Genomic DNA, 24,343 nt, shown 5'->3' with positions numbered 1-24,343 from the left:
CACCGGCGCCTGTTGCCCATCCGCCACAACGGCTGACCGCCACATTTTCGCCATATCGCGCTCACCCCACGGCCATGACCGACGCCTTGAACGGTTCGTGCGGCGTTTTGCGATGGAACGCCGCCGCTTCTCCGCCGTTGATGATCCGCGCCCGCAAGACCAATACAGCAGAGCCAAACTTCATGCCCGCCGACACGACCGCCGACCGCCTGTCCCCTACCCTGTCCAAGCACCTTCTGAAGCGTCTCTCGGCTCTGCTGATGCCACTGCTTCTGGCGGCCTGCGTGTCAGGACCGCAGCAGCCCTACGAGATGGCGCATGCGCCCCGCTCCAATGTCAGCGCGGAGTACCTCGCGATGTATGGCGAGCGCCCGGACGAGCAGTTCCCGCTGCCGGCGACGGACATCTCGGAGGTCGACCCGCGCTTCCTGCGCCGCGAAGTTGCCTACCCGACGCGCGAGCAGCCCGGCACGATCGTGGTCGATACCGACAACAAGTATCTCTATCTCGTGCGCGAGAATGGCCGGGCGATCCGCTACGGCATCGGCGTGGGCAAGCAGGGGATGTCCTGGCGCGGTCGCGCCAAGGTCGGCCGCAAGGCGGCGTGGCCGCGCTGGACACCGACGGCCGCGATGATCGCGCGCGACCCCGGGAAGAACGGCCCATGGGCCGGCGGCATGCAGGCCGGCCTCGAAAACCCGCTCGGCGCGCGCGCGCTCTATCTCTACCAGGGCGACCGCGACACGATGTACCGCATCCACGGCACGACGGAGCCCTGGTCGATCGGTGAATCGGTCTCGAGCGGCTGCATCCGCATGTTCAACCAGGACGTGATCGACCTCCATAGCCGCGTCCCGACCGGCACGACGGTGGTCGTGCTGAACCGCGGGCAGCTGCTCGCGCCGGAGCCCGGCGAGAGCTTCGACGAGTTCACCTCCGAAGGCAGCATCTGACGAAGCCGCAGAGCGCGTCACGAGCCTGACAACTGCACCCTTCACCAAGCCTGGGTGCAGTGCGATCCGATCTGTTGTGCAGGTGCAGCAATTTGGTGTAGGCGGGTAGTGCTGGCCGCGCCCGCCACCCTCTTGCCACCCGTGGCAGGGATCGCGCCCAGCGAGTCGGGAGAGGCGAGCCTATGCGCGTGACGATGATCGGTTCAGGCTATGTCGGCCTTGTATCGGGTGCCTGTTTCGCCGATTTCGGCCATATCGTGACTTGCGTCGATACCGACGCTTCCAAGATCGACGCGCTGAACCGCGGCGAAATCCCTATCTTCGAGCCGGGCCTCGACGACCTCGTCGCCAAGAACGTTCGCGAAGGCCGCCTGAGCTTCACCACGGAACTGGCAGGGCCTGTCCGCAGCGCCGATGCCGTGTTCATCGCGGTCGGCACGCCGACACGGCGCGGCGACGGCCATGCCGACCTTTCCTACGTCTATCAGGCCGCTCGGGACGTCGTCGCCGAGATCGACGGCTTCACCGTGATCGTGACCAAGTCGACCGTACCGGTGGGCACCGGCGACGAGGTCGAACGCATCATGCGCGAAACCCGGCCCGATGCCGATTTCGCTGTCGTTTCGAACCCCGAATTCCTGCGCGAAGGCGCCGCCATCGGCGATTTCAAGCGCCCCGACCGTATCGTCATCGGCACCGATGACGAGCGTGCCCGCAAAGCCATGGAAGAGCTTTACCGTCCGCTCTACCTCAATGCCGCGCCGCTGCTGTTCACCCAGCGCCGGACCTCCGAGGTCATCAAATACGCCGCCAACGCCTATCTCGCGACCAAGATCACCTTCATCAACGAGATGGCCGATCTCTGCGAGGCGGTCGGCGCCAATGTCCAGGAAGTGGCGCGCGGCATCGGCCTCGACAACCGGATCGGGGCTAAGTTCCTGCATGCGGGCCCCGGCTTCGGCGGCTCATGCTTCCCGAAGGATACGCTGGCGCTGATGAAGACGGCGCAGGATCTCGGCAGCCCCTTGCGGATCGTCGAGACGGTCGTCGCCGTCAACGACCAGCGCAAGCGTGCCATGGCGCGCAAGGTCATCGCCGCCTGCGGCGGCGGCGTGCGCGGCAAGCGGATCGCCGTGCTCGGGCTCGCCTTCAAGCCCAACACCGACGACATGCGCGAGGCGCCTTCGCTCGCGATCATCGCCGCGCTGCAAGATGGCGGCGCCGAGATCGTCGCCTACGATCCCGAAAGCATGGAGCCGGCCAAGGCGCTGCTCAGCGGCGTCAGCTTCGCCGCCGATCCCTATTCCTGCATCGACGGGGCCGATGCGCTGGTGATCGTGACGGAGTGGGACGCGTTCCGCGCGCTCGACCTCGACCGAATCAAGAGCAGCCTGCGCGCGCCTGTCGTCGTCGATCTCCGCAACATCTACCGCTCGGACGACATGCGCCGCCGCGGCTTCACCTACAGCAATGTCGGCAATGCCTGATTCCGTGGCGTGACCCATCGTCACGAGCCGTCGCCAGCGCCTTGATACCGTCACATGCAGGCACCACCTCTTGAGCGGCGATGCATCCGCGCCGCCCGAATGAGAGGAGATGACGATGACGCCGCAAGAACGCGACGTGATCGCCGGGATTTTCGACCGCCTGAAGCAGGCGGCCAACCAGCCCCGCGACCCCGAGGCTGAGACTTACATCGCACAGCGCCTGCGCGAGCAACCCTATGCGCCCTACGCCATGGCGCAGGCGGTCTATGTCCAGGAAACCGCGCTGACCAACCTGCAGGCGCAGGTCGAGGATCTGCAGGCGCAACTGCGCGAACTGCAGAGCCGTCCGGCCGAGGCCCCGGCTCAGTCCGGCGGCTTCCTGTCGGGCATCTTCGGCGGCGGCGCCCAGCCTGCCGCGCGTGCCGGTTCGGTGCCGTCCTTCCCGCAGCGCTCTCAGGAGACGCCCTCCTCGGCCTGGACACGGCAGCAGCCCGGTGCGATGGCGGCTCCGGCCGCCCCGCAGCCAGGCCCCGGCGCGCCGCAGCCCGGCCCCTGGTCCAACCAGGCGGCGCAGGCTCCCGGACGCGGCGGCGGCTTCATGGCGAGCGCGCTGACGACGGCGGCCGGCGTCGCCGGCGGCATGATGCTCGGCAACGTGCTGACCAATGCCTTCGGCGGCGGCTCGGCCAAGGCCGCTGAGGCCAAGCCGGCGGAAGCGGGCGCGAGCACGCCGGCGCAGGACGCGTCGGCGAACACCAACCAGGCCGGCTACAACGACGGCTCGTCGAACGAGGCCAATTATCAGCAGGCCGCCCATGAGGAGCCCGTCGATGCAGGCTACGACGACGGCTCCAGCATGTTCGACGGCGGCGACGACGACGATAGCTGGACCTGAACGGCGCGGCCTTTCGGTCTGCTGTCCGAAATGAAGAACCCGCCCGGCGCGAGCCGGGCGGGTTCTCTCGTCAGGGTCTCAAGCCGCGCGATCTCAGATCACCAGCACCTTCGCGCCGACGCGCACGCGCTGGTACAGATCGGTGACGTCATCATTGGTCATGCGGATGCAGCCAGAGGATACGGCCTGACCGATCGTATGCGGCTCGTTGGTGCCGTGGATGCGGTAGAGCGATGAGCCGAGATAGAGGGCGCGCGCACCCATCGGGTTCTCCGGACCGCCCGGCATGAAGCGCGGCAGGTCGGGCCGGCGTTTCAGCATCTCGGGCGGCGGCGTCCAGTTCGGCCATTCGGCCTTGCGGCTGACGCTCTTCATGCCGGCCCAGGAAAAGCCGGGGCGGCCGACGCCGATGCCGTAGCGCAGGGCGCGGCCGCCCGGCTGGACCAGAAAGAGGAAACGCTGCGGCGTGTCGATGATGATCGTGCCGGGCTTCTGGGGGCCGTCATAGGCGACCTCCTGCTTATGGAAACGGGGATCGATCACCCGCTCGATCGGCCGTTCCATCTCGATCGGCTGGCCCAGCGCTGCGACGCGCCGACCCGCCCTCTGCCCCGCCGCCTGCTCGAAGGGGTCTGTCTCGTAACCGGCCTGCGGCCGGACGTTGCGGCCATAGGCGGAGTAGCCGCCCGGCCGGTTGTAGACGGCCGCGCCCCGGCCCTGCGGACCCGGATCGCGGCCGGTCATCAGCATCTCGATGAAACCGCCGCCGTAGTTGCGGCGCGCCGTAGAGGCCGTCGCCATCGGATCGACCTGAGCGGGATAGGCATAGCTCTGGGCGAGCGCCGCTCCGGGCACGGCAGCCGCTCCCGACAGCACGAGCAACGAAACCAGGAGGACTGGACGCATGACGCAACTCTCTCGACATCAACTGCGGAAAGCCTGAGGGGGCGTCTTAAAAGGAATGGTGAATTGTTGACTCTGGCCGGACTTCAGAGCCGTCAAACCAGCGAAATCAACGAATTAACCTTATCGTCGTGGAAAAAGACAAGGTGAAGGAAGCGTTGCGCAAGCAAAAGCTCCTGTCCCGCCATCGCCCGCCTGATCAGGACTGTCGGCTGCGCCGCGTTGCCCACCAGAGCAGCAGCAGGGTGCGCCAGCGCGCGACATCGCAGGCGAGGATGACGGCGCCATAGACAAGAGCCCCAAGGACGAGCTGCAAGACGAGTTCCGGCATGGCGGCGAAACGGTCTCGCAGCGGCCAGATCGCAGCCGCCATAGCCGCCACGGCGAGCAGAACCGCGCCGCAGTCGCGCCATGGCGGTAACACCGGCAGCAGTCGCAGCGCCGCCACCGCAGTGATGACGAGCACGGCCAGGAAGGCCGCCGTCTGCGCCGCGGCATAGAAGATGGGGGACGACGACGCGAACACCACGACGATGGCGACGTTGGCGCCAAGTCCGATGATCGCCGCGAGCGTTGCGACAAGGGTGCGCTTCTCGATCAGGAAGGCCGGATAGAGACCCGCCTGAAAGATCGCGATCGCGACGAAGCCCGGCAGCAGCGGCGCCATATAGGTCGAGAAGCGGCCCTGGAAACTCGGCGGCACCAGCAGGCGGTCGAAGGCCGGTAGCGCCAGTGCGAAACCGATGACGGCCGGCAGCGCCACGGCGAGCACGATGACGATGTTGGCCGCGATCCGTTTCTGCGCCGCACGCCGTCCCCGCGTCTCGTCGAGGCGGATCACCTGGCGTAGCAGCACGATCTCGAGCGCCGCACCGAGCGTCCCGAACAGACGCAGGCCCATGTCGGAGGCCAGAGAGAAGTAGCCAGCCTCGGCAAAGCCATGCCCACCGGCCAGCAGCGAGCGGTTGAGCAGGGGAATCAGGGAATAGATCGCGTTGCCGGCGACGATGGGCAGGGCATATTTCGCGAAGGTCCAGGCCACATCGCGGCGCGCCATCGCGACGGAAAGCGGCGCATCGGCCAGGGTGCGGCGCACCGAGACGAGCGCCACAACCGCGCTAAGAAGTCCGCCCAGCAGCACGACAGTCGGATTACCCGTCAACCAGGCGCCACCGACCATCAGGATCAGTGCCAGCACGTTCTTGACGATCACCAGCCGGGCATAGGCGGCATCGAGGAAGCGCGCCCGTGCGATCGCACCGTGGTAGTCGAAAAGGCCGGCGCCGATGCCTGCCAGAACGGACGCGGCGAGCATCGTCGCGGGCATGCGGAAATCTACGCCCGCGACGATCGCCGCCAGCAGGAGAGCGCACAGGGCCATGCTGACGCCGGCGACGAGGAGATCGAGCGTCGAGCGGATCTCGGGCTGCGTCTCGCGCGCACTCAACGAATAGAAGCGCACCGTCGAGAGCCTGATCCAGTCGAGCATCGCGGTGTTGACGAGGACGATGATGGCCGCGCCGATGGCATAGCGGCCGAACTCCGCCGGGCCGAGGAAAAACGCGATCAGCAGGCCGAGGACGAAGTTCAGCCCGGCATTGACGACGAAGGGCAGCAGGACCGTCATCTCGTCTCTGTCATGTCGTACGAAGCATGGCGCCGATGCGGCGGGTGGCTATATGCGACTCAGGCGCGCGGTGTGAACCTGCCGCCACCATGGCCTAGTCGGCCCTCCGGCGTTTTCCAAGGGGAACCACCTGCGCTGTGCCTGGCGCCGCGCTGCGCAGGGCGGAACCGGCGGTCGATGCTGCACTTGCTCTGCTGCGTTGACCGCATGGGCAGATCGCGGCCTGGCCCTATCGCGCGGCCGGGATTGGCCCTAATCGATCGGCCATGACCAGCCCACAGCTTCCGCTCCGCCCGGCCCGCGACAACGACTCGGAACCGCTCGCGACCCTGATCGCGGCGAGTTTCGCCGAATATCCGAACTGCCATTTCGTCTGGGACGAGTTCCCGGAGTTGCGGAAGCCTGCGAGTGCGTTCACCGCGAAGGGAGGGCGGCTCTGGGTCGCGGATGCGCCGAATGGCGGCATCGCCGGTTCGCTCGGCGTCGCGCCTGTCATTGGCCAGAACGCGGTCGAGATCACCAAGGTCTATGCCGACCCGGCCTTTCGCGGGACCGGGCTGGCACAGGCGCTCTTCGCGAAAGCCGTCGCCTTCGCGCAGGCAGGCGGCTTCGCCGAGATGATGCTCTGGTCGGATACGCGCTTCGCCCGCGGCCATCGCTTCTACGAGAAGCTCGGCTTCCGGCGCTGGCCGGGCGAGCGCTACCTCGCGGACGTCTCCGCGACCTGGGAATATCACTTCCGCCTGAACCTGCCGCCGCGAGGATGACCATCGGCCCGGCCTTCCGCGCGGTGCTCGGCATCGCGCTGCTCACCGCCATGGATGCGGTGGTGAAGGCGCAGATGCAGGCGCATCCCTTCATCGTCACGCTCTTCATGCGCTTCGCCATGGGCGGGCTCTGCGCGCTCGTCGTGCTCGCCTTCGTGCGCCCGCCGGCACCGACGCGCGCCAGCCTGATCGGCAATGCCATCCGGGTTCCGGTGGTGGTGCTGACGGCCGGCAGCTTCTTCTATTCGTTGTCGGTCCTGCCGCTGGCGGAGGCGCTGACGCTCGCCTTCCTCGCGCCGGTTTTCGTCGCGCTGCTCGGCGGCATCCTGCTCAAGGAGCGGATGGACGGGCGCATCTTCCAGGCGCTCGCTTTCGGCGTCGCCGGCATGCTGGTGATGGTCTGGCCGCGCCTGCAGGGCCATGTCAGCGGAGCCGGCCTCGGCGTCGCCGCCGCGCTGTTCTCGGCGGTCGCCTATGCCTTCAACCTGATCCTGCTGCGGCGGATCGCGATGAAAGAGCATCCGGCGATCATCGTCGTCTTCCAGAATTGCGGACCAGCGCTGCTGCTCGCCATCCCCGCCGCGCTGAGCTTCGTGCCGATGACGGCGAAGGACCTAATGGTCTATCTCGCGGCGGGCGCGCTCGGCGTCGCCGGGCACCTGACGCTGACCTCGGCCTTCGCCCGCGCAGAGGCCTCGCGGCTCGCCCCGCTGGAATACACCGCGCTGATCTGGGCGAGCCTGCTCGGCTATTTCGTCTTCGAGGAGGTGCCGCTGATCACTACCTATGCCGGTGCGGTGCTGATCGTCGCGGGGGCGATCGCGATCAGCCGGCGTTAGCCTGCCGCCTTCACCGGGAAGATCATGCAGGTCTCGGTGCCATGCGCGAGCAGCTTGCCGCGCTCGTCGACGAGGCGGCCCTCGCTGGTCGCCACAGTGCCGCCGCGATGGATCAGCTTGCCCTCGCAGCGCACCGTGCCGCTGCCCGGCATGACCGGGCGGACATAGTTCACCTTCATCTCCAGCGTGGTGTAGCCCTCGCCGGCTTTCAGCGTCGCATGGGTCGCGCAGGCCATGGCGGAATCGAGGATCGTCGCGGTCCAGCCGCCATGGATCGTCCCGAGCGGGTTGAAGAAGCGCGCCGAGGGGCGGCCGACGAAGACCACCCTGCCCTCCTCGACCTCGACGAGGTCGAAATCCATCGCATCAGCGAACGGCGGGCCGGGATGTTGGCCCTCGATCATCCCGCGCAGGAAATCGAGACCGCTGCCGGCCAACAGCGTTTCCCGCGTGACCACTCCGACTTCGCGCGCCATCTCTCCTCCACTTCACTCGATGTGTAGATACACGATAAGAGGCAGGCGGAGGAGCGGTCAAGCCGGTGTCATGATGTCCCGCGGGCGACCCGACGCAGCGCCTTCAGCCGGTCGCGCGTCTCGGCCCAACTGTCCTTGCCGAGCCCGCCTTCGATGCGATCCTGCGCCTTCCGCCAATGCGGGATCGCGGCCTCGATCGCGGCCCGCCCCTTGGCGGTCACGGCATAGATCGAGGCGCGCCCCTTGCACTCGACCGGCTCGATCAAACCGGCCGTCACGAGCAGTTGCAGGTTGCGCGTCAGCGAGGTCCGCTCCAGCGCGAAGCGGTCGGCGAGTTCGGTCACGGAGCGCCAGGCGCCGGTACTGAGGGCCGAGAGCAGCACGAACTGCGTGATCTTGAGCCCGGTTGGCCGCATCGCCTCGTCGTAGGCGCGCGTCACCGCGCGCGCCGTCATGCGGACATGCAGCGCGACGCAGGCGCGGGCGATGTCATCCAACTGCGGGCCAGGGCCGGAGGGGTCGGAGCCGGCCAGATCGGACCTGGCATGAGCGGGCGCATCTGTCGTCATTCCGCCATGCTAGCGTGTTCGAACGCCGACGCCAGCCAGCACCGCCACGGCTGACGGATTCACCTTTCGTGGGGATCGTTTCTTGACTCACGGCGGGCACGCGCCTATCTCCCGCCCATCCGTTGGCACTCGCATGACGAGACTGCTAACAGATGCCCATCGCGGGTCCTTCAGAGGCCTGCATCGAATTCTACCGAGAGGAAGACAGAACCATGAAGTTCCGTCCTTTGCATGACCGCGTCGTGGTCCGCCGCCTTGATGGCGAAGAGAAGACCAAGGGTGGCATCATCATCCCTGACACCGCCAAGGAAAAGCCCCAGGAGGGCGAGGTGATCTCCGTCGGCCCCGGCGCTCGTGACGACGCCGGCAAGCTCGTCGCGCTGGACGTCAAGAAGGGCGATCGCGTCCTCTTCGGCAAGTGGTCCGGCACCGAGGTCAAGATCGACGGCCAGGATCTCCTGATCATGAAGGAATCCGACATCATGGGCGTCATCGGCTGAACGCCTGAGACCCCCTTTCCCGACATCTCATAAGGAGTTGCTCTCATGGCAGCCAAAGACGTCAAGTTCTCCACCGATGCGCGCGACCGGATGCTGCGCGGCGTCGAAATCCTCGCCAACGCCGTCAAGGTCACGCTGGGTCCCAAGGGCCGCAACGTCGTGATCGACAAGTCGTTCGGCGCTCCGCGCATCACCAAGGACGGCGTCACCGTCGCCAAGGAGATCGAGCTCGCCGACAAGTTCGAGAACATGGGCGCCCAGATGGTGCGCGAAGTGGCCTCGAAGCAGAACGACGCCGCCGGCGACGGCACCACGACCGCGACCGTCCTCGCCGCCGCCATCATGCGCGAAGGCCTGAAGTCGGTTGCCGCCGGCATGAACCCGATGGACCTGAAGCGCGGCATCGATCTGGCCGTCGAGGCCATCGTCGCCGACCTCAAGAAGAACTCCAAGAAGGTCACGTCCAACGCGGAAGTCGCGCAGGTCGGCACCATCTCGGCCAATGGCGACGAGTCGGTCGGCAAGATGATCTCGACCGCCATGCAGAAGGTCGGCAACGAGGGTGTCATCACCGTCGAGGAGGCCAAGACCGCCGAGACCGAACTTGACGTCGTCGAGGGCATGCAGTTCGACCGCGGCTATCTCTCCCCCTACTTCATCACCAACTCCGAGAAGATGGTGGCGGAGCTCGAGGACCCCTACATCCTGATCTTCGAGAAGAAGCTGTCGTCGCTCCAGGCGATGCTGCCGATCCTCGAGGCCGTCGTGCAGACCGGCAAGCCGCTGCTCATCATCGCCGAGGACGTTGAGGGCGAGGCTCTCGCCACCCTCGTCGTCAACAAGCTCCGTGGCGGCCTGAAGGTCGCGGCCGTCAAGGCTCCGGGCTTCGGCGATCGCCGCAAGGCCATGCTCGAGGACATCTCGATCCTGACCGCCGGCCAGATGATCTCGGAAGACCTCGGCATCAAGCTCGAGACCGTGACCCTCCAGATGCTCGGCCGCGCCAAGAAGGTGCGCATCGAGAAGGAGAACACCACGATCATCGACGGCGCCGGCAAGAAGAAGGACATCGAGGCACGCGTTTCGCAGATCAAGGCGCAGATCGAGGAGACCACCTCGGACTACGACCGTGAGAAGCTGCAGGAGCGCCTGGCCAAGCTCGCCGGCGGCGTCGCGGTGATCCGCGTCGGCGGCGCGACCGAGGTCGAGGTCAAGGAGAAGAAGGACCGCGTCGACGACGCCCTGAACGCGACCCGCGCTGCGGTCGAAGAAGGCATCCTGCCGGGCGGCGGCGTCGCCCTCCTGCGCGCCCTGTCGACCGTCAAGTCGATCAAGACCGCCAATGACGACCAGAAGACCGGCATCGAGATCGTCCGCAAGGCGATCATGGCCCCGGCCAAGCAGATCGTCGACAACGCCGGCGATGACGGCGCGGTCGTGGTCGGCAAGCTGCTCGAGTCCAAGGACTACGCCTTCGGCTACAACGCCCAGACCGGCGAATACGGCGATCTGGTCAAGGCCGGCATCATCGACCCGACCAAGGTCGTGCGCACGGCGATCCAGGACGCGGCTTCGATCGCCGGCCTGCTCATCACCACCGAGGCGATGATCGCGGAGCTGCCGAAGAAGGACGCCCCGATGCCCCCGATGGGCGGCGGCGGCATGGGCGGCATGGACTTCTGATCCAGCCACCCTTCGCTCCTGCGAAGACATGGGAAGGCCCGGCGCAAGCCGGGCCTTTTCCGTTTTGGACCTCGTTACCGAGTGCGGGCGGGTCCGCTCACGGCCTATCCCACGGATGACAATTTGCTCATCTTGACGGCTTGCCATTGAACGGCCGCATCCGGTGCGACATGGTCGCGCTCGCGGCCATCGCCGCGATTCAAGATCTGATCAGGAACTGCCGATGCGCCCGTTGAGTTTCGCCGTCGCCGCGCTCGCCCTCATTGCCCTCATCGCCGGACAGCAGAGCGGAGCCGCCGGTACGATCGGCATGGGCGTGGTCGGCGTCCTGCTGGCGCTGGCTCTCTACCGCTCGACCGAGATCGACTTCTTCCTGAAGATTTTCTCCGGCATCTTCGGCACGGAATATGTCGTCTTCGGCGCCGGCGCTCTGCTGGCGCAGGGCGGCTACTGGCCGCAGGACTGGGCGGCGGCTGCGCCGCCGACGAGCCTCGCCACCACCGTCGCCGTGTTCGGCATCCTGATCTATGCGATCTCCTTCGTGCCGGTGGTGCAGCGCATCGCGCGCATCTCCTCGCCCTATTTCCTCTCCGGCGACGCGACCGAGGCCAATCTCTGGCTGCTGGGCCGCTACCGGGTGAAGCTCGGCCATTTCGCGATCGCGCTGATCGTCTTCCTAGTCGTGCTGAATCAGGCGCAGGTCGGCATCTCGCTGCGGCTGAACTTCTTCTATCGCGACTTCTACAACGCCCTGCAGGAGAAGAACGCCGCGGCGTTCTGGGAGCAGTTGCTCTGGGTCTTCTGCATCTGGGCCGCGATCTCGGCCATCTCGAGCCTGATCGAGATCGTCGCCCAGTCCGTGCTGCTGATCCGCTGGCGCGAATGGATGGCCGACGAGTACAGCCGGCGCTGGCTGCAGAGCGGCACGCATTATCGCATCTCGCTGGCCGGAACCGCCGACAACCCCGACCAGCGCATCTCGGAGGACACGCGCTCTTTCCTGAACCAGACCTATTCCTTCTCGCTGACCATGCTGACGCAGGTCTCGACGCTGGTTTCGTTCTCGATCATCCTCTGGAACATCCCAGTCGCGATCACCGTTCCGGGCACGGATCTGGTCATCCCCGGCTTCATCTTCTGGGCCACGCTGATCTATGCGGCGGTGGCGACCTGGATCACCCATCTCATCGGCAAGCCGTTGATCGCGCTCGATTTCGAACAGGAGAAGCGCGAGGCGAACTTCCGCTTCTCGCTGGCGCGCCTGCGCGAATATTCCGAGCAGATCGCGCTGATGCATGGTGAGCCGGCCGAGCGGCAGCATCTGGCGCGCAGCTTCCACGCGATCGTCTCGAACTTCTACCAGTTGATGTGGCGCAAGCTGAAGCTGACGACCTTCACCCTGTCCTACAACCAGGCGAACGTGGTCATCCCCTTCGTGCTGCTGGCGCCCTACTACTTCGCCGGCGCCATCACCTTCGGCGTGCTGACGCAGGTGTCCTCGGCCTTCGGGCGGGTCGAGACGGCGATGTCCTTCTTCATCAACAGCTACCAGTCGATCGCCTCCTACCTCGCCTCGATCAACCGTCTCACCACCTTCGAGACCGCGATCGCCCAGGCGCAGGCGGCGAGCGTCGGCGACAAGACGATCCATCGCGACCCCGCTGACGACCGCGACGTGCATGTCGGCGGCGTCACGCTGACGCTGCCGAACGGCGCGCCGATCGTGCGGGTGGACGATCTCGACCTCGGCCAGGTCAGGCGGACGCTGGTGGTCGGCCCCTCGGGCTCCGGCAAGTCGACGCTGTTTCGCGCCATCGCCGGCATCTGGCCTTTCGGCGAGGGCAAGGTCGGCATTCCCGCCAATGCCGAGATCATGCTGCTGCCGCAGCGGCCCTATCTGCCGCAGGGCAGCTTGCGTGCGGCGCTGGCCTATCCGTCCGAGGCCGATGCCTATGACGATGCCGAGATCCAGGAGGCCATGGACAAGGTCAAGCTCGGCCATCTGCGCGACCGGCTCGACGAGGTCGACCTCTGGGGCCAGCGCCTTTCGGGCGGCGAGCAGCAGCGGCTGGCGGTGGCGCGCGCCCTGCTCGCCCGGCCGGACTGGCTGTTCCTGGACGAGGCGACCGCCTCGCTCGACGAGAAGCTGGAAGGCGAGCTCTACGCCGCCATCGACAAGGCCCTGCCGCAGACGCGCGTGGTCTCGATCGGACATCGCGGCACGCTGCGCGAGATGCATGATGCGGTGGTGACGATGGAGCCGAATGCGGACGGCACCTTCAGCCCGCGCATGCCCGTGAAGGTTCCGGCGGAGGCCTGAGGGGCCTTGCCCGTCAAGGCACCGAGAACGCGCCGTCATCCCGGACAAGCTGCAAAGCAGCGTAGCTCCGGGATCCATCGAAGGGCGTTGCGCTCCAAGATGGATCCCGGGTCAAACCGGGATGACGACGGTGTTTCTGAGGGAAATATCCGGACGCCTCAGAGCGCCCGGTCGAAGTGAATTTCACCGGCGCCGCCCTTGAGCACGAGCTTGCCGCCGACGAGATCCCAGTTGCGCGCCGCACGCAGCGCCGTCAGGAAGCTGCGCTCGAACTCCGACAGGCCCTTGTCGCAGGTGCGCTTGGTCAGGGCGAGCGGGCCGACAGCGAAGCCCTGCTGACGCAAGGGATAGGTCGAGGCCGAGAAGGTGTTGCAGCCGCCGAAGCCCGTGCCGCGCAGGCTCTTGTCCACCATCAAGGTGGCGCGGCGATCCGCGATCGGCTTGCCATTCAGCGACACCGCGCTCCAGGAGGCTCCAAGCGGAAAATCCTTTTCCTGCTTCTGGTCGATCGGCGGGGCTTGCGGCGTCCCCAACTGCTCGCGCGACGGCATCTGCTGGCGTCGCTGCGCGAGCGCTTCCGTCGGCATCAGCATGGGCGCGGCCATGACGGCGAGAGCGGCGGCGTAGCCAAGGCGTCGAATCATTATCGTCTTACCCGGTCGTGCAATCGGAATTCACTGAAAGCTAGCGCATCGGCCCGCCCCTGTGAAAGCGCGTAGCGGCCTATCGTCCCGCAATCAACCGCGAAGCTGACCAGCCGGCAACTTCACGCTGCGCTCCCCGGACAACGAAGCGCGGATTTTTCTGCCCGCACCTGCATCCGGATCGTCATCGCGTTCGTAACCAGCAAATGCGTCGGAAACACGAGGTCCGGCCAGATGAGGTCCAGCAGCCGGCCCATCCCCCCGGGATCGGCTGTGACCGGCGAGGCCGCCTGCCCCCCAGCGGCGGCCTCGCTTGCCGTCGCCGGAATCAGATCCGCGCCTGGAGCCGCTCGATCAGAGGGTTGGCCTTGCGGAAGACATAGGCCGGCGCGCTGACGGTGATGTCGTCCGCCCCCGCCTTCGCCAGACGGTCGACCAGCGAGAACACCGCCTTCTCGGGGCAATGGATCGTCACGACCGCGCCCGCCGCTGTGGCGCCGAAGGGCAGCCGCGCACCGAACAGCGCGGCGAGATCGCCGAGCGTATCGGAGGGAGTTTCGAGCCTGGCGCGGATCTCGCGCACCGAGCGCGCTTCTTCTTCCGCCGCTATCCGCGAGAGGATCGCATTGGCCGCCGCCTTCGCCCGCTCGCCCCAGGACGCGCGCACCGAGGCGACGAGATTGGCTTCGGAGGCGAGCATCACGCCGTCGTCGAGGATCTTGAGCGCATTGGCCGAAAGCGTCGCGCCGGTGGTGGTGATGTCGACGACGATCTCGGCCGTGCCGGCCGCCGGCGCGCCCTCGGTCGCGCCCAGGCTCTCGACGATGCGATAGTCGGCAAGGCCGTGGCTGGCGAAGTAGCGGCGGGTCAGGTTGACGTACTTGGTGGCGACGCGGAGCTTGCGACCCTGGCGGATGCGCATGGTCGAGGCGACGTCGTCGAGATCGGCCATCGTGCGCACGTCGATCCAGGCCTGCGGCACGGCGACGACGACATTGGCGTGGCCGAAGCCGAGTGGAGTGAGCATCTCGACAGCGGCGTCGGCATCGGCGACCTGCTCGCGCACCAGATCCTCTCCGGTGATGCCGAGATGGGCCGCGCCCGAGGCAAGCTGCGAGACGATCTCGGAAGCCGAGAGGAAGGCGACCTCGGCGCCCTCGACGCCGGCGATCGTGCCGCGATAGTCGCGCTCGCCGCGTGACTTGACGAATTTCAGCCCGGCGCGACCGAAGAAGGCGGTGGCATTCTCCTGCAGCCGGCCCTTGGAGGGCACGGCCAGGACCAGCGGGGCGTCGTCGATGGGAGCAGTGTCGGTCATGCGGCGTCTCCCGCCAGGCGTTCGAGCCAGATCGAGGCGCCGACGGCCGGGATCGGGGCGGCAGCGCCAAGACGGCCGAGGACCTGATCGTAGCGGCCGCCGCCAGCGACCGGCTTGCCGTCGCTTCGGCCTGCATCGTGAAGCTCGAAGATGAAGCCGGTGTAGTAGTCGAGATTGCGCGCGAAGGCGGCCTGGAAGGCGATCGCCCCGACATCGACGCCGCGCACGGCGAGGAAGCCGGTGCGCTCGTCAAAGGCGTCGAGCTCACGGCCGAGATCGAGCGAGGCCTGGTCGGCGAGCGCGCGCAGCGCGGCCGAGGCCGTGTCGGGATCGCCCTTGATCGCCAGCACCTGCGCCAGCAGCGCCTTCACATCGCCATTGACGGGGTTCTCGCGCTCAGCGGCGTGGGCCAAGAAGCGCTCGGCGATGTCGCCCGCGCTGCGGCCGCCGACCGTCGAGATGCCGGCGATCGAGAGCACGTCCTCGACGAAGGCTTTCGCCGCCTTGGGGTCCTGCCCCTCCAGCGCCTTGAGCAGGCCGGCATGGGCCGTTTCGCCATCGGCGGCAGGCGGATCGAGCGCATCCACCGCCTGCGCGCCCTTGCCCTGCACGACCGCGCGCATCAGGCGGCGGCGGGCGCCGGCGGGAACCGAGAGGCCGTCCAGCAGAGCGCCAAGCAGCGCGACATCGCCCATCAGGATCTTTGGGCTAGCGAGGCCGAGGGCTGCGGTTGTCTCGACGGTCAGCGCCATGATCTCGGCATCGGTCGCGGCGAAATCGTCGCGGCCGAAGGATTCGAGGCCCGCTTGCGCGAATTCGCCGGGCTCTCCGCTGCGCATGCGGAAGACCGGGCCGGCATACGCATAGGCGGCGGGCTCGGTGCGTTTCGAGGCGATGTGATCGAGCGCGACGGGAATGGTGTATTCGGGCCGCAGGCACCAGTCGCGGCCATCGGCGTCCTGCGTCATGAAGATGCGGCGGCGGATGTCCTCGCCGGAGAGATCGAGGAAGACGTCGGCCGGCTGCAGGATCGCCGGCTCAGCGCGGGCATAGCCCTCGCGCGCGAACAGCGCGATCACGGTCTCGATGCTAGCTGCGATAGCGGGCACGGCTGGGTTCATCCTGTTGCGGGCGCTGTCCTAGCAGCGGCGGGTCGCATTTTCGAGGCATTTGAGGGAAATGGGTGAACGGGAATCGAAAGACGCGCGGGAGCCGCGACGCCCGCTTCCCTTCTCCCGGATGGGAGAAGGTGGCGCGGAGCGCCGGATGAGGGCCTGCCCTTTCAGATGAAGGCGCATCGGCTCCGTCGCGCCCTCTTGATCGGCGGCGGGCCCTCATCCCTGCCCTTCTCCCATACGGGAGAAGGGTTCCCCGCGCTTCACGAATGTCGCGAGAGTACCTTCTTCACGCCCTCGACCAGCTCCTCGACCTTGACGGCGAACTGCGCCTCGGCCTGCTTGGCCTTGTGCTCGGCTGAATCCTTCACGTCGCGCGAAGCGGCGGCGAGTTCGGCGCCGAGGATCAGGTCCTTGATCACGACCGTGCCGGCCTCGCGCTCGGAGGAGCCCTGAATGATGGCGCAGATCGCGCCGCGGCGGTCGGCATATTTCATCTGGGCGTTGAAGCCCGACGCGCCGAGATAGAGATCGGCGCGGCAGAGCGGCTTGTCGTTCTCGCCCTTGGCCTGGCGCAGCGCCGAAACGAAGGCCTGATAGCCCGGCATGAACTCCGGCGACTTGTTGTCCATCGCGGTGACGACGACGAGGGGCAGCTCGTTCTTCGCATCGACGATGGGCGACTTCACCGCCTTCAGCGCCGAATAGAGGCGGGAGACACCGATCGAGAAGCCGGTCGCCGGCACGGGCTCGGGCCGGAAGCGGCCGACCAACCCGTCATAGCGCCCGCCGCCCGCGACCGAGCCGAAGCGCACGACCTGACCGTCATCATTGGTGACCGGAAAGGTCAGCTCCACCTCGTAGACCGGGCCGGTGTAGTATTCGAGGCCACGGACGACGGAGGGGTCGATGCGGATGCGATCGGGGCCGTAGCCGGCGGCCCGACACAAGCTTTGGATGCTTGCTAGCTCACCCGAACCTTCGCTCAAGGTTTTGAAGCCACTTTCGACAGGCTTGATAGAGCCAAGCGCGAAATTTCCTGACACATTGCGGTTGTTGTCGAGAGAACCGACAGTAATGGACAGGACGCCTTCAATCTGCTCGCCACTCAAACCCGCGCCCTTGGTAAAGTCGCCGCTCTCGTCCTTGCGTCCCTCACCAAGCAGCAAGCGCACGCCCTCGGGCCCGAACTTGTCGAGCTTATCGATCGCACGCAGCACAGTCAGCCTACGCCCGGCATTCTCCTCGCCGCCCAGCCCGATCGCCTCCATCACCCCGTCGAGCACCTTGCGGTTGTTGACCTTGACGACATAGTCGCCGCGCTTGATGCCGAGCGCCTCCATCGTGTCGGCCGCGAGCATGCAGATCTCGGCGTCCGCCGCGACGCTGCCTGCGCCAACGATATCGGCATCGAACTGCATGAACTGGCGGAAGCGGCCCGGCCCCGGCTTCTCGTTGCGGAAGACATAGCCGGCGCGATAGCTGCGATAGGGCTTCGGCAACGCGTCGTAATTCTCGGCGACATAGCGGGCGAGCGGCGCGGTCAGGTCGTATCGCAGCGAGAGCCACTGCTCGTCATCGTCCTGGAAGGAGAAGACGCCCTCGTTCGGCCGGTCCTGATCGGGCAGGAACTTGCCGAGCGCGTCGGTGTATTCGACGAAGGGCGTCTCGACCGGATCGAAGCCATAGCGCGAAAAGCTCTCGCGGATGACGGCGAGCATGCGCTCGGTGGCCGCGACATCGGCCGGGCCGCGATCGACGAAGCCGCGCGGCTGGCGGGCTTTCAGCTTGGGGGCGGGCTTTTCGGCGGACATGGGCGTTCGTTTCGTTGTCTGGCGCGTTGCGGCGTTCGGTAGACCGCGCAAGCGCGGGGGGCAAGGGCCTGTGCCGCGCAAGCCTCCACCGTCATGGTCGGGCTTGTCCCGACCATCCACGTCCTCACTGGTCGAGCGTCGTGTTCAAGACGTGGATGCCCGCCACAAGGGCGAGCATGACGGCGCTTCTCGTCACTCCGCAGCCTGCATCACACTCGCCCGCAACGCTCGATCCGCGATCCCCGCCCGCGCCAGCTTGTCCGGCAACGGGCCGCCGGTCGCCCAGTCGAGCAGTTCGGCGGTGTGGACGACCGGGGTGGTCGCACCCTTGTCGGCGAAGCCTTTCGCGAGCTGGGTCATGCAGCCGATATTGCCGGTCGCGACCAGCACCGGCTTCGTCTTCTCGATATTGCCGACCTTGCGATCACGCAGGCGCCCGGCGATCTCAGGCTGCAGGATGTTGTAGACGCCGGCCGAGCCGCAGCAGATATGCCCCTCCGGCACTTCCTTCACCTTGAAGCCGGCGGCCGAGAGCAGACGCTTGGGACCGTCCTTGAGCTGCTGGCCGTGCTGCATCGAGCAGGCCGAGTGATAGGCGATCGGCATCGCGACGTCGCGGACAGGCGCGATCTCGATCGTCTCGAGGAATTCGGTGACGTCCTTCGCCAGCGCCGAGACCCGCGCCGCCTTGTCGGCATAGGCCGGCTCGTTGCGGAACATGAAACCGTAATCCTTGATCGTGGTGCCGCAGCCCGAAGCCGTGATCAGGATCGCGTCCAGCCCCTCGCCCTCGATCTCGGCCATCCAGGCGTCGATGTTGCGGCGGGCGAAATCGAGCGCGTCATGCTCGCGGCCCATATGGTGGACGAGCGCGCCGCAGCAGCCCTCGCCCTTCGGCAGCACGACCTCGACGCCATGGCGGGTCAGGAGCCGGATCGTCGCCTCGTTGATAGCGGGGTCGAGCACGGGCTGGGCGCAGCCGGAGAGGATCGCGACGCGCTTGGCCAGCGACGGCGCGACAACCGGCGCGAAGCGCTGCGGCCCCTCCATATGCGAACGCGTCGGAAGCCTGGACGGCGCCAGCGCCAGCATCGCCTTCAGCCGCTCGCCGACCAGCGGCAATGCGCCGAGCGCTGGCCCCAGAGGTTTCGCCAGCATCGCGCCGAGCATGGCGAGCCGGAAGCGCTCCGGATAGGGCAGGATCGCCGAGAGCACGCGGCGCAGCAGCTTGTCGTGCCAGGAGCGCTCATAGGTCTCCTCGATATGGGCGCGGGCATGGTCGACGAGGTGCATGTAGTGCACGCCGGAGGGGCAGGTCGACATGCAGGAAAGGCAGGAGAGGCAGCGGTCGACATGCTTCACAACCTCTTCGGTCGCCGGCTTGCCGTTCTCCAGCATGTCCTTGATCAGGTAGATGCGCCCGCGCGGGGAATCGAGCTCGTCGCCTAGCAAGAGATAGGTCGGGCAGGTCGCGGTGCAGAAGCCGCAATGCACGCAGGTGCGGAGAATCTTCTCCGAGGCAGGCAGCCTGGGGTCGGAGGCGAGATGGGCGGGGGTGAAGTTGGTCTGCATGTCTCTCAGGCCCCACCCTGCCAGGCTTTGATCCAGTCGAGCGGATACAGCAGCATGATCACGTTCAAGGTCAGGTTGTCGCGGATCAGCCAGCCGACCACCAGTTCCATCGCCAGAGCGGATGCGACCGTCACCCAGACCGGCAGCAGGCGCGCCGCGAGGAAGCCCACGATCATCGCCAGGATGTCGCAGACCGAGTTCAGGACGCTGTCGCCATAATAGTCGAGCGAGATCGTCGTCGCGCGATAATGCTCGATCACGGCATTGGTGTTCTCGGCGATCTCCCAGGAGGCCTCCAGCAGAATCGACAGGATCAGCGCCAGGCCGAGCGAGATCGGCAGGCCGGTGACGCGCCTGATCAGCCAGAACAGCCCGTAGAACAGGAAGCCGTGGATGATGTGCGAGAAGGTGTACCAGTCGGCGATGTGCTGCGAGTTCTCCGACGACATCACCTGACCGTGCCATGGCTTGACGAAGCCGCATTTGCAGATCGGCTCGCGCCCCATGGCAGTGAGGATCGCCGCCGTCGCGACGATCAGCAGCAGCGCGATCAGGGCAATGGTCCAGGGCGCCAGCCGGTTCGGGGCCCAGGCGGCACGCGGGTGGGGCGCGCGCGCCGCCGGGTTCAGCGTCTCAGCGAACGTCATCATATCCCCGCATACATCCGGCCCGGCTCGAACAGCCCCGCCGCGTCGAAGCTCGTCTTGATGCCGGCCGTGACCCGCATCAGCGGCTCCGCCAGAGGCTCGAAGACCGGAACGCTGGCGCGGATCGCGGCGGGCGCGCGCACCAGCGTCGCATGGCCGCCGAGCGGCTTCAGCGCGGCGCGGATCGCCCCGGCCGCCGCGTCCTCGCCGGCGGGAAGCGCGAGCCAGACCAGCCCGCCGCCCCAATCGTAGAACCAGCGCGCGCCCGGCACATGTGCCGCGATCGCCGCCGTCGAGCGCGGGCCGTTGCCGGGCGCCACAGACAGTCGCCAGACCGCCTCGTCCGTGCCGGCGAAGAAGCTGATGTCGCGGACATCGCCCCAGAGTTCGGCCGAGGCCTGGCCCTCCACCATCTCGGGCGTGCCGTGCTGGCGCAGCAGTTCGCTCAGTTCATGGCTGCGATAGGCGATCGAATCGGAAAAGTTCTCCAGTCGCAGCAGGGTGCGGGCCTGATCGGCGCCGATGCCCTCCGGCAGATGCGCAGCGGCCATCGGCTCGAAGGGTGAACCCAGTGCCGCCGAAAGCAGCGCGATGGCGGCATGGTCGGAGAGGCCACGCCAGACCAGCGTGACGATGCGCTCAGGCTTGGGCAGCACGCGGAAGGTCACCTCGGTCAGGAAGCCGAGCGTGCCGTGGCTGCCGGCGACGAGCTTCACGAGGTCGAGCCCGGTGACGTTCTTCATCACCCGCCCGCCCGACTTGATCGCCTCGCCACGGCCATTGACCATGCGAATGCCGATCAGCGAGTCGCGGGCCGCCCCCGCATTGATCCGGCGCGGTCCGGAGATATTGGCGGCCGCGACCGCGCCGATGGTCGGCTCGCCCTCGCTGCCGAGGAGCGCGCGATGGTCCATTGGCTCGAAGGGCAGCATCTGGCCGCGCTCGGCCAAGGTCTCCTGCACGAGCGCGAGCGGCGTGCCGGCGCGCGCGCCGATCACCATCTCGGCGGGCTCGTAGAGCGTGATGCCGGTCAAGCCCGCGCTGGAGAGCGTGCTGTGCGTCTGCGTCGGGCGGCCGAGCCCGGCACGCGTGTTGCCGCCGATGATCGAAAGCGGCGTGGCGCCGTCGATCAGGGATTTGACGACGGCGCAGGCCTGCGCCTCGGTGGTGGGGATGTGGAGGGTCACGCCGCCACCCTTCCCTCGAGCGGGAACACCTTGGCGGGATTGAGCAGCCAAGCCTGATCGAACACCGCCCTCACCCGCATCTGCTGGGCGAGGTCCTCGGGGTTGAACTGGAAGCTCATCAGGTCGCGCTTCTCGATGCCGACCCCATGCTCCCCGGTGAGGCAGCCACCCACTTCCACACAGAGCTTGAGGATGTCCATGCCGGCATCCTCGGCCTTCTGCGCCTCGACCGGGTCGTTGCAGTTGTAGAGGATCAGCGGGTGGAGATTGCCATCGCCGGCGTGGAAGACATTGGCGACGCGCAGGCCGTAGCCCTTCACGATCTCATCCATGCGGCGCAGCACATGCGGCAATTGCCCGGTCGGGATCGTGCCGTCCATGCAGATGTAGTCGGCGATACGCCCAGTGGCGCCGAAGGCGGATTTGCGGCCCTTCCAGATCGCGGCCGACTCCATCGCCGACTGGCTTTCCTTCACGGTCTTGACGCCGTGCTCCCTAGCGATGGCGACGATGCGGGCGAGCTGAGCGTCCATCTCGGCGTCCGAGCCCTCGACCTCGATGATCAGCAGCGCCTCGACATCCATCGGGTAACCGGCATGGGCGAAGGCCTCGCAGATCTCGATCGCCGGCTTGTCCATGAACTCCATCGCGACCGGGATGATGCCGGCTCCGATGATGGCAGCGACCGCCGCACCGGCCTGCTCGCTGGTCGGAAAGCCGAAAAGGACGGGCCGCGCGCCCTCCGCCGAGCGCAGGATGCGCACCGTCGCCTCGGTGACGATGCCGAGCTGCCCCTCGGAGCCGTTGATCAGGCCGAGCAGGTCGTAGCCGGGCGAATCGAGATGCTCCCCGCCGATCTCGACGATGCTGCCATCCAGCATCACCAGCGTCACGCCGAGCACATTATTGGTGGTGACGCCGTATTTCAGGCAATGCGCGCCGCCGGAATTCATCCCGATATTGCCGCCGATCGAGCAGGCGAGTTGCGAGGACGGATCGGGCGCGTAGAAGAAGCCTTCCGCCATGACCTCGCCGGTGACGGCGAGGTTGGTGACGCCGGCCTGCACCTTTGCGATCCGGTTGGCGTAGTCGATCTCGAGGATGCGGTTCATCTTGGAGACGCCGATGACGACCGCGTCCTCCTGCGGGATCGCGCCGCCGGCGAGCGAAGTCCCCGCCCCGCGCGGCACCACCGGCACGCCCTGCTCGCCGCAATAGCGCAGCACCGCCGCCACCTCCTGCGTCGACGATGGCAGCACGACCGCGAGCGGCAGCCGGCGATAGGCGGTCAGAGCGTCGGTTTCGTAAGGCCGGCGCTCGTCCTCGGCAACGATCAACGCAGCCGGAGCAACCAGTTTGGAAAGGCCTGCAATAATCTGCTCGCGGCGGGCGAGGATGGTCGGATCGGGAGCGGGAAAAGCGATGGCGGACATGACGCGGATTCCTGAGCGGCAGAGCAGACCCTAGACGAAATCGAAACTGCTTGCAGCGCGACCAACGCGCATGATTATTTCCAATTTGGAAAAGATCGCGAGAGGACGACCCTTCGCATGGACCGCTTCGGGGATCTCGATGTCTTCGCGCATGTGGTGACGGCGCACAGCATGTCGGCGGCGGGCCGGCAGCTCAACCTGTCCCCGGCCGTCATCTCCAAGCGCATCCGCCGGCTCGAGGAGAGGCTGGGCGTCAGGCTGCTGCAGCGCACAACGCGGCAGCTCTCGCTGACCGAGGCCGGACAAGGCTTCTACGAGCGCGTCGTCTCGATCCTGTCCTCGATCGAGGATGCGGAGGCCTGGGTCGCGAGCGGGGCCGGTCAGGCGCGCGGCACGCTGCGCGCCTCGGCGCCGACCTCCTTCGGCCGGCTGCACATCGCACCGCATCTCAAGCCCTTCCTCGACGCGCATCCGCTGGTTACGGTCGATCTCGTGCTGAGTGACGCCTTCATCGACATCGTCGGCGAGGGCTTCGACCTCGCGATCCGGATCGCAGACCTGCGCGATTCGAGCCTCGTTGCGAAGCGGCTCGCGCCCAATCACCGCGTGCTCTGCGCGGCACCGGATTATCTAACCGCTGCCGGCATGCCTGCCGATATCGCCGATCTGCAGCGGCACACGCTGATCGCGCACAATGCCGACCACTGGCGCCTCGACGGGCCGGAGGGGCCGGTGACGGTGCGGGTCAACGGGCCGCTGCGGACGAATTCGAGCGAGGTCGTGCGCGAGGCATTGCTGGCCGGACTCGGCATCGCCCTACGCTCGACCTGGGATGTCGGGCCGGAGCTGAAATCGGGCGCGCTGCAGCGGGTGCTGCCGGACTATTCCGTGGGCAGCCGCGTCGCCGTCCACGCCGTCTATCCGAGCCGCCGGCATATGGAGCAGAAGGTCCGCGCCTTCGTCGACTATCTCGGCGAGCTTTACGGGCAAACGCCCTATTGGGACGAAGGGCTGGAGTTGTAGGCACGCGGTTTTTCGGACGATGGCGCAACGGCGATCACAGCCTGGTCCGCGGCTCCCTTGTCCGTCCATTCGGGTGGTGCCCCGACGATGCCACCAAGAAAACCAGAGACTCCCGGCGCCCGCCCGAAGGCTTCGCAAGCGACCTGGCTGGGCGCTCCCCCGCTCATTGCCTGGACACGCTGGGCCGAGGGAAGGCCCGGCATTTTGCCGAACGGAGTCTCGCCGGTGACGAGCAGTGAACTGAAGTCGTCCCCGAATGCGCTGGCAAACTCGTAGGCGTCCCCCGCCGCGGAGACGCGCGTCGTCCCAAACAAGACATTGGCCCCGCGCCCCCAGATCATCGCAGCCCGCTGCTCGCCGGCCGCGCCGCGCGCCTCGGCCTCAACCGAGAGGCTGCCGTGGCCGATCGGGAGGCGCAGGCTCGGACCGGGAATATCGGGCAGGACCACCGATTTTGCGATCGCCGCTGCTTTCGACGCCGCCGCCGCGTATTCGTTGGTGGGCACGATGTCGGAGACAAAGCCTGAACGATAAGATCGGCATGCTTCGATCCAACCACCGTGAAACGTTC

General features: G+C 67.0%; 22 protein-coding genes. 9 read left to right on the top strand and 13 right to left on the bottom strand.

All coding sequences use genetic code 11. The annotated features are described in order from the left end of the window. Positions 1-182: 182 nt before the first annotated feature. The 3 genes from AC1RMY_RS13215 (at position 183) to AC1RMY_RS13205 (ending at position 3,335) form a co-directional block, all read left to right on the top strand. Entirely contained in the window at positions 183-953 is a 771-nt protein-coding gene (locus tag AC1RMY_RS13215) for a L,D-transpeptidase (RefSeq protein ID WP_492865088.1), read from the top strand. A 182-nt stretch (positions 954-1,135) separates the two neighbouring features. Continuing rightward, positions 1,136-2,440, top strand: coding sequence for a UDP-glucose dehydrogenase family protein (locus tag AC1RMY_RS13210; RefSeq protein WP_492865086.1), 1,305 nt, complete (start codon positions 1,136-1,138; stop codon positions 2,438-2,440). Positions 2,441-2,555: 115 nt separating this feature from the next. After that, on the top strand, positions 2,556-3,335 hold the full coding sequence (locus tag AC1RMY_RS13205) for a DUF2076 domain-containing protein (protein WP_492865084.1): 780 nt from the start codon (positions 2,556-2,558) through the stop codon (positions 3,333-3,335). A gap of 93 nt (positions 3,336-3,428) precedes the next feature. Here the strand turns inward: AC1RMY_RS13205 and AC1RMY_RS13200 are convergent, their stop codons facing one another. Together AC1RMY_RS13200 and AC1RMY_RS13195 are read right to left on the bottom strand one after the other, a co-directional pair. Continuing rightward, a complete protein-coding gene (locus AC1RMY_RS13200; protein WP_492865082.1) occupies positions 3,429-4,241 on the bottom strand; it encodes a L,D-transpeptidase in 813 nt (270 codons plus the stop codon). Positions 4,242-4,437: 196 nt separating this feature from the next. After that, positions 4,438-5,865 (bottom strand): lipopolysaccharide biosynthesis protein, encoded by a 1,428-nt coding sequence (locus tag AC1RMY_RS13195; protein WP_492865080.1) that lies wholly within the window; start codon positions 5,863-5,865, stop codon positions 4,438-4,440. A 266-nt stretch (positions 5,866-6,131) separates the two neighbouring features. On the opposite strand from AC1RMY_RS13195, the gene AC1RMY_RS13190 reads away from it, so the two are divergent. Continuing rightward, the gene (locus AC1RMY_RS13190) at positions 6,132-6,632 is read left to right on the top strand and encodes a GNAT family N-acetyltransferase (RefSeq protein WP_492865078.1); all 501 of its coding nucleotides are present in this window, start codon (positions 6,132-6,134) and stop codon (positions 6,630-6,632) included. Next, entirely contained in the window at positions 6,629-7,471 is an 843-nt protein-coding gene (locus AC1RMY_RS13185) for a DMT family transporter (protein ID WP_492865076.1), read from the top strand. The genes AC1RMY_RS13190 and AC1RMY_RS13185 overlap by 4 nt, the downstream gene beginning before the upstream one ends. Here the strand turns inward: AC1RMY_RS13185 and AC1RMY_RS13180 are convergent. Further along, the gene (locus tag AC1RMY_RS13180) at positions 7,468-7,947 is read right to left on the bottom strand and encodes a PaaI family thioesterase (protein WP_492865074.1); all 480 of its coding nucleotides are present in this window, start codon (positions 7,945-7,947) and stop codon (positions 7,468-7,470) included. The genes AC1RMY_RS13185 and AC1RMY_RS13180 overlap by 4 nt on opposite strands. A 68-nt stretch (positions 7,948-8,015) precedes the next feature. Beyond that, complete coding sequence (locus AC1RMY_RS13175; RefSeq protein ID WP_492865072.1) at positions 8,016-8,516, bottom strand: MarR family winged helix-turn-helix transcriptional regulator; 501 nt, start codon at positions 8,514-8,516, stop codon at positions 8,016-8,018. Positions 8,517-8,728: 212 nt separating this feature from the next. On the opposite strand from AC1RMY_RS13175, the gene groES reads away from it, so the two are divergent. From groES to AC1RMY_RS13160, 3 genes are all read left to right on the top strand, one after another. After that, positions 8,729-9,016, top strand: a complete 288-nt coding sequence (gene groES, locus AC1RMY_RS13170) for a co-chaperone GroES (RefSeq protein ID WP_492865070.1) — start codon at positions 8,729-8,731, stop codon at positions 9,014-9,016. A gap of 45 nt (positions 9,017-9,061) precedes the next feature. Beyond that, entirely contained in the window at positions 9,062-10,699 is a 1,638-nt protein-coding gene (gene groL / locus AC1RMY_RS13165; protein WP_492865068.1) for a chaperonin GroEL, read from the top strand. Between the two features lie 223 nt (positions 10,700-10,922). Continuing rightward, the gene (locus AC1RMY_RS13160) at positions 10,923-13,019 is read left to right on the top strand and encodes an ABC transporter ATP-binding protein/permease (protein ID WP_492865066.1); all 2,097 of its coding nucleotides are present in this window, start codon (positions 10,923-10,925) and stop codon (positions 13,017-13,019) included. 158 nt (positions 13,020-13,177) lie between these two features. Here AC1RMY_RS13160 and AC1RMY_RS13155 read toward each other — a convergent pair whose 3' ends face one another. From AC1RMY_RS13155 to AC1RMY_RS13120, 8 genes are all read right to left on the bottom strand, one after another. Next, on the bottom strand, positions 13,178-13,663 hold the full coding sequence (locus AC1RMY_RS13155) for an META domain-containing protein (RefSeq protein WP_492865064.1): 486 nt from the start codon (positions 13,661-13,663) through the stop codon (positions 13,178-13,180). A 328-nt stretch (positions 13,664-13,991) separates the two neighbouring features. Beyond that, positions 13,992-14,981: an ATP phosphoribosyltransferase gene (gene hisG / locus AC1RMY_RS13150; RefSeq protein ID WP_492865062.1), complete on the bottom strand. Its 990-nt coding sequence runs from the start codon at positions 14,979-14,981 to the stop codon at positions 13,992-13,994. Further along, entirely contained in the window at positions 14,978-16,102 is a 1,125-nt protein-coding gene (locus AC1RMY_RS13145) for an ATP phosphoribosyltransferase regulatory subunit (protein WP_492865060.1), read from the bottom strand. Before AC1RMY_RS13145 ends, hisG begins: the two co-directional genes overlap by 4 nt. Before the next feature lie 257 nt (positions 16,103-16,359). Continuing rightward, the gene (hisS, locus tag AC1RMY_RS13140; RefSeq protein ID WP_492865059.1) at positions 16,360-17,910 is read right to left on the bottom strand and encodes a histidine--tRNA ligase; all 1,551 of its coding nucleotides are present in this window, start codon (positions 17,908-17,910) and stop codon (positions 16,360-16,362) included. 192 nt (positions 17,911-18,102) lie between these two features. Next, the gene (gene glcF / locus AC1RMY_RS13135; protein WP_492865058.1) at positions 18,103-19,482 is read right to left on the bottom strand and encodes a glycolate oxidase subunit GlcF; all 1,380 of its coding nucleotides are present in this window, start codon (positions 19,480-19,482) and stop codon (positions 18,103-18,105) included. 5 nt (positions 19,483-19,487) lie between these two features. Next, positions 19,488-20,129, bottom strand: a complete 642-nt coding sequence (locus AC1RMY_RS13130) for a DUF2585 domain-containing protein (protein WP_492865319.1) — start codon at positions 20,127-20,129, stop codon at positions 19,488-19,490. Then, a complete protein-coding gene (locus AC1RMY_RS13125) occupies positions 20,129-21,316 on the bottom strand; it encodes an FAD-binding protein (RefSeq protein WP_492865056.1) in 1,188 nt (395 codons plus the stop codon). Before AC1RMY_RS13125 ends, AC1RMY_RS13130 begins: the two co-directional genes overlap by 1 nt. Beyond that, complete coding sequence (locus AC1RMY_RS13120; protein WP_492865054.1) at positions 21,313-22,749, bottom strand: FAD-linked oxidase C-terminal domain-containing protein; 1,437 nt, start codon at positions 22,747-22,749, stop codon at positions 21,313-21,315. The genes AC1RMY_RS13125 and AC1RMY_RS13120 overlap by 4 nt, the downstream gene beginning before the upstream one ends. Before the next feature lie 117 nt (positions 22,750-22,866). Between AC1RMY_RS13120 and AC1RMY_RS13115 the strand changes: the two genes are divergently transcribed. Next, entirely contained in the window at positions 22,867-23,772 is a 906-nt protein-coding gene (locus tag AC1RMY_RS13115) for a LysR family transcriptional regulator (protein ID WP_492865052.1), read from the top strand. Here AC1RMY_RS13115 and AC1RMY_RS13110 read toward each other — a convergent pair. Then, positions 23,745-24,278: a hypothetical protein gene (locus AC1RMY_RS13110; RefSeq protein ID WP_492865330.1), complete on the bottom strand. Its 534-nt coding sequence runs from the start codon at positions 24,276-24,278 to the stop codon at positions 23,745-23,747. The two genes, AC1RMY_RS13115 and AC1RMY_RS13110, sit on opposite strands and share 28 nt — an antisense overlap. Positions 24,279-24,343 lie beyond the last annotated feature (65 nt).

Source organism: Allobosea sp. GW822-FHT03F07 (assembly GCF_058801345.1).
The sequence above is the reverse complement of the archived record's forward strand: the minus strand, read 5'-3'. Positions and strand labels throughout refer to the sequence as shown.

Bases quoted from the DNA above. Each gene is read 5' to 3' on its own strand.
- hisG (WP_492865062.1), bottom strand. From the start codon at position 14,981: ATGACCGACACTGCTCCCATCGACGACGCCCCGCTGGTCCTGGCCGTG.
- AC1RMY_RS13130 (WP_492865319.1), bottom strand. From the start codon at position 20,129: ATGACGTTCGCTGAGACGCTGAACCCGGCGGCGCGCGCGCCCCACCCG.
- AC1RMY_RS13215 (WP_492865088.1), top strand. From the start codon at position 183: ATGCCCGCCGACACGACCGCCGACCGCCTGTCCCCTACCCTGTCCAAG.
- AC1RMY_RS13210 (WP_492865086.1), top strand. From the start codon at position 1,136: ATGCGCGTGACGATGATCGGTTCAGGCTATGTCGGCCTTGTATCGGGT.
- AC1RMY_RS13180 (WP_492865074.1), bottom strand. From the start codon at position 7,947: ATGGCGCGCGAAGTCGGAGTGGTCACGCGGGAAACGCTGTTGGCCGGC.
- AC1RMY_RS13160 (WP_492865066.1), top strand. From the start codon at position 10,923: ATGCGCCCGTTGAGTTTCGCCGTCGCCGCGCTCGCCCTCATTGCCCTC.
- hisS (WP_492865059.1), bottom strand. From the start codon at position 17,910: ATGTCCGCCGAAAAGCCCGCCCCCAAGCTGAAAGCCCGCCAGCCGCGC.
- AC1RMY_RS13120 (WP_492865054.1), bottom strand. From the start codon at position 22,749: ATGTCCGCCATCGCTTTTCCCGCTCCCGATCCGACCATCCTCGCCCGC.
- AC1RMY_RS13115 (WP_492865052.1), top strand. From the start codon at position 22,867: ATGGACCGCTTCGGGGATCTCGATGTCTTCGCGCATGTGGTGACGGCG.
- AC1RMY_RS13195 (WP_492865080.1), bottom strand. From the start codon at position 5,865: ATGACGGTCCTGCTGCCCTTCGTCGTCAATGCCGGGCTGAACTTCGTC.
- groES (WP_492865070.1), top strand. From the start codon at position 8,729: ATGAAGTTCCGTCCTTTGCATGACCGCGTCGTGGTCCGCCGCCTTGAT.
- AC1RMY_RS13155 (WP_492865064.1), bottom strand. From the start codon at position 13,663: ATGATTCGACGCCTTGGCTACGCCGCCGCTCTCGCCGTCATGGCCGCG.
- groL (WP_492865068.1), top strand. From the start codon at position 9,062: ATGGCAGCCAAAGACGTCAAGTTCTCCACCGATGCGCGCGACCGGATG.
- AC1RMY_RS13200 (WP_492865082.1), bottom strand. From the start codon at position 4,241: ATGCGTCCAGTCCTCCTGGTTTCGTTGCTCGTGCTGTCGGGAGCGGCT.
- glcF (WP_492865058.1), bottom strand. From the start codon at position 19,482: ATGCAGACCAACTTCACCCCCGCCCATCTCGCCTCCGACCCCAGGCTG.
- AC1RMY_RS13185 (WP_492865076.1), top strand. From the start codon at position 6,629: ATGACCATCGGCCCGGCCTTCCGCGCGGTGCTCGGCATCGCGCTGCTC.
- AC1RMY_RS13205 (WP_492865084.1), top strand. From the start codon at position 2,556: ATGACGCCGCAAGAACGCGACGTGATCGCCGGGATTTTCGACCGCCTG.
- AC1RMY_RS13190 (WP_492865078.1), top strand. From the start codon at position 6,132: ATGACCAGCCCACAGCTTCCGCTCCGCCCGGCCCGCGACAACGACTCG.
- AC1RMY_RS13145 (WP_492865060.1), bottom strand. From the start codon at position 16,102: ATGAACCCAGCCGTGCCCGCTATCGCAGCTAGCATCGAGACCGTGATC.
- AC1RMY_RS13175 (WP_492865072.1), bottom strand. From the start codon at position 8,516: ATGACGACAGATGCGCCCGCTCATGCCAGGTCCGATCTGGCCGGCTCC.